Annotated in this window: 3 protein-coding genes; all 3 read right to left on the bottom strand. The window is 71.4% G+C overall.

Annotated elements, in window-relative coordinates:
• Positions 1–1,464 (bottom strand): cadherin-like domain-containing protein (locus tag K2X24_RS08560; protein ID WP_292496780.1); only part of this gene is annotated, 1,464 nt, incomplete at its 3' end.
• Positions 1,461–3,227 carry a type I secretion system permease/ATPase gene (locus tag K2X24_RS08555; protein ID WP_292496779.1) on the bottom strand — a complete coding sequence of 589 codons (1,767 nt, stop codon included), beginning with the start codon at positions 3,225–3,227 and terminating at the stop codon, positions 1,461–1,463. The genes K2X24_RS08555 and K2X24_RS08560, both read right to left, overlap by 4 nt.
• 62 nt (positions 3,228–3,289) lie before the next feature.
• On the bottom strand, positions 3,290–4,226 hold a 937-nt coding region (locus K2X24_RS08550; RefSeq protein ID WP_292496776.1), incomplete at its 5' end, for a calcium-binding protein.

The following is a 4,226-nucleotide window of genomic DNA, read 5'->3' as shown; positions in this document are numbered from 1 at the left end:
GCCGCCGAGCACCAGATCGCTCCCGTCACCGGCATCGATTCGGTCGTTGCCGGCATCGCCGAAGAGCGTGTCGCTTCCGGTCGAGCCGAGCAGGATGTCGTTGCCCTCTCCCCCGTCGATGAGGTCGTCGCCAGCGTCGCCGGAGAGGATGTCGTCGCCGTCTTCACCGAAGATGCGGTCGTTGCCGGTCCCGCCGGAGACGACGTCCGCGCCCGCACCGGCGAAGATCACGTCGTCGCCCGCGCCGCCCAGGATGGTATCGTCCCCGTCTCCCCCAACGATGTGATCGTCGCCGGGTCCGCCGTCGACGATGTCGGAGCCTGCCCGGGCGTCGATGATGTCGGCGCCGCCGCCGCCGTCGATCGCATCGGCGCAGAGGGTGCCGAGGATGATGTCGTCGCCGTCCGAGCCGGTCACCGCGTTGCGGTCCACGACCGCGAAGATCGCCGTCTGGGCGATGGAGAGCGCGCCGTCCGTCACCTCGTAGGTGATGGTGACGGGGCCGGGCGCGTCACCGTCGAAGAGCCAGCCGTCCCCGTCACGGGTCAGGACCCCGGACGAAACCGTCAGGTTGCGCACCGACAGGGCGTCTCCGTCGGGATCCTGGACGGTGCGGAGAAGGTCGTTCAACGCGATGGCGAGAAGGGCGCAGCCCGTCGTGTCGGCCAGGTGCACGGGCCCCGACGAGACCGGCGCGCGGTTGCGGCGTCCATCCGGCTCTCCGCTCCCGGTCGGCGTCCGGTCCCGGGGGGGCAGCGCATCATCGCCGCCCGGATCGCCGGGCCCGTCGCCGGACGTCGTTCCTCCGCCGGGCGCCCCCGCCGGGTCACGGGGAGCGTCGGTGTCGACGACGGCGCCCTGGATCGGGCCGTCGACCGGAGTGCCCGCGTCGACGGGCGGCTTCATCGGGTGGGGTGCCTCGTCGCCCGACGGTGCGTCGCCCGACGGCTTGTCGGACGCTCGGTCGTGCCCTCCGCCGCCGCCGCCATGTCCGCCGCCCCCGGCCTTTGCGGCGCCCCCGTTGTCGTTCAGCGGCCTGGGCACGACCGGGGACGCCTTGAAGTCGTTCAGGTTCGGGTGCGGGTCGGGCTTGGCGAACTGAAAGCCCCTGTGACGGAGAAAATCCGGGGCGTCGTATTCCGAGGCCGGCGCCTCCGCCTGCGGGACCGGCGCCGCGGATCCGGTGATGCGGGCCTCGGGCCGGGCATCGTCCGACACGGGCTCGGCGGATGCCAGCACGACAAGCTTGGGCGGGGCGGCCTGCACCTGCGTCTCGCCCTCGACCTCGGACGCGGCCCGCACCGGGTCGTGGAAGAGCGACTTGAGGTATCCGGCCACGGCCGCGACGGCCAGGGCCAGGTAGTACGGCGTGCCCGACGCCTTGGCGGGTTCCTTCGGGGCGTATGTCCGCGCGCCGGTCTGGGAGGTGTCGCCGGACTTGGTGCCCTTCGTCTCGATCATCATGCCGGCATCCGCTCCATGCTGGAGCGCTCCCTCGCGATCTTTGCGGGATCGGCGCCGGCCGATGCGTCGCGCACGGCCTTGCCGAGGATGGCTTCCTTGGGTCCAAAGGCGGTCAGCTTCCCGTCCTGGATGACCGCGATCGTGTCCACCGCCGCCAGCACGCTCGGCCGGTGCGCGATCACGATCGCGATGCCTCCGCGGGCGCGCACGCCCTGGATGGCGGCGGCCAGAGCCGCCTCGCCCTCGCCGTCGAGGTTGGAGTTCGGCTCGTCAAGCACCAGCAGGAACGGATTGCCGTACAGTGCCCGCGCGAGGGCGATGCGCTGGCGCTGGCCGCCGGACAGGGCGGTCCCGAACGGACCGAGCTCGGTCCGGTAGCCCTCCGGCAGCCGCAGGATCATCTCGTGGACACCGGCGGCGCGGGCGGCGGCGACGACCAGGGACGGGTCGGCATCCTGCGACAGGCGGGAGATGTTCTCCTCGACCGTCGCGTCCATCAGGCAGACCTCCTGGGGCAGGTACCCGATGATGCGGCCGAGGCTGTCCTCGTCCCATTGCGACAGGTCGGCTCCGTCGAGCCGGATGCCGCCGCGCAGGATCGGCCAGATGCCCGTGAGCGCGCGGCTCAGGGTCGTCTTGCCGCCCCCGCTCGGGCCGATGACGCCGAGGGTCTGGCCCGCCTGGAGCTCGAAGTTGACGTCCGACAGCAGGACCCGGCCCGAGCCGGGCGCCGCTACCGTGACCGACCCGACGCGGAGGGACGTTTGCGGCATCGGCAGCGGCATCGGGCGGTCGACGCCGGACAGGGCCACGAGGGTTTCGGAGAGCCGCCCGAAGGCCCTGCGGGCCACGGCGATGCCCTTCCAGTTGCCCACGGTCTGGTCGATGGGGGCCAGGGCGCGGGCCGAGGTGATGGAGGCCGCGATGATGGATCCGGCCGAGAGCTCGCCGCCGATGACGAGGTAGGCCCCGAGCCCCAGCACCGCCGATTGCAGGATCATGCGCAGGACGCGGGAGATGGCCGCGAAGGTCCCGGTGATGTCCGTCGTCCGCGTCTGGAGTTCCAGGTGCTCGTTGTTGGCGCGGCGGTACCGGTCGACGGCCCGCTCCGCGAAACCCATCGCCTTCAGGACGTCGGCGTTGCGGGCGTTCGAGTCGGCGATGGCGTTGCGGGCCACCACGGCCTGCTGGGTCGCCCCCGTCCACCGCCGGGTCAGCAGTTCGGTGACGATGGTGATGAAGGTGAGGAGGACGGCGCCCGCGATGGTCAGGCCACCGAGGTAGGGATGGAGCATGTAGACGAAGACGAGGAAGACGGGCGTCCAGGGCAGGTCGAAGAGCGCCACGAGGCCCGGGCTTCCGAGGAAGCCGCGGACCGTGTCGACGTCGCGGCTGCGCTCCATCGCCTCGGCGGTTGAGAAGCCGAAGCGCGGCATGTCGATGGAGACACGCTGCGCCAGGGGCGCGATCCGGCGGTCGAGTTGCGCACCGATCCGGACGAGGATCTGCTGGCGCAGGACGTCGAACACGCCCTGGAAGACGTAGAGGCCGATGGCGAGCGTCGAGAGCCCGACGAGGGTCGGCAGGCTGCCGCTCGGGAGCGCCCGGTCGTAGACCTGGAGCATGTAGAACGACCCGGTCAGCGCGAGGATGTTGATGATCCCCGACATCGCGACGAGGAACACGAACGGCATCCCGAAATGCCGGGTCAGCGCCTCGGTGCTTCTCTTCCTGGCAAGCTGCTTCTGATCCCTGGAGCGCATGTCTCAATCCCCCCATGAGCGCGGCGGTACCGACGGGGGCCCTTTGCGAGCCCCCGCCGTTGTCAGAGGGCGAAGTCCGCGGCCGTCGCGGCCGGGGCTCCCTTGATGCTGAGTTTGAACTCGGGGGCCGCATCGCCGCCCGTGTTGCCTTCCACGACGGTGTAGTCCCCGTCCGCCCGGTGTTCCTGGGTGACCAGCAACTGACCGACACCGGTGAAGGCCGCCCCAGAGGCGAGCGTGAAGGCCTGATCGCCGGCCAGCCCCTGGTTCGCGTCGATGCCGCTGAGGTCGACCTTGTCGCCGGGCTGGAAGCTCGCGATGGTGTCGCCGTTCGCCGCCGCCGCCGAGAGGAAGCGGTAGACGTCGGCACCGAGGCCACCGTCCATCACGTTCACGGCGTCGCTGGCCGTGATGGTGTCGTCGCCGGACCCGGTGACGATGTTCTCGACGCCCCAGAGGGTGTCCGCCCCCGATTGGCCGCTGGCGACGCTCCCGCGTCCGGCGAGCCCGGTGCCGAGGTCGGCCGTGATGCTGGCGGTGATGGCCGACATGTCGAGCGTGTCGATGCCGGTGCCTCCCCCGACCTCGTCGCCCCAGTAGCTGTCGCTCGCATCCCCGATCTCGGCCACGAAGAGGTCGTTGCCGTCGCCGCCGACCACCGTGTCGTTGCCGGCCCCGGCCGTCACCAGGTCGTTGCCGGCTCCCGCAAGGATGCGGTCCGCGCCGTTGTCGCCGTAGACCATGTCGTCACCGCCGCCGGCGAGGATGTCGTCGTTGCCGGCCCCGCCGAAGACCACGTCCCGGCCGCCGCCGGCATCGACGAAGTCGTTCCCTTCGCCGCCCCGGACCACGTCCGCCCCGTCACCGGCGAGGATGTTGTCGTCGCCGGACAGCCCGAGGAGGGTGTCGGCGGCCTGCGTACCCACCAGCACGTCATCGTGCGTGGTGCCGGTGAAGATGTGCAGCCCCGACCCGCCCGCAGGGGTGGTCCCATCCCCG

Source organism: Methylobacterium sp. (assembly GCF_019750675.1).
Lineage (GTDB): Bacteria > Pseudomonadota > Alphaproteobacteria > Rhizobiales > Beijerinckiaceae > Methylobacterium.
This window is presented reverse-complemented; position numbering and strand designations above follow the sequence as displayed.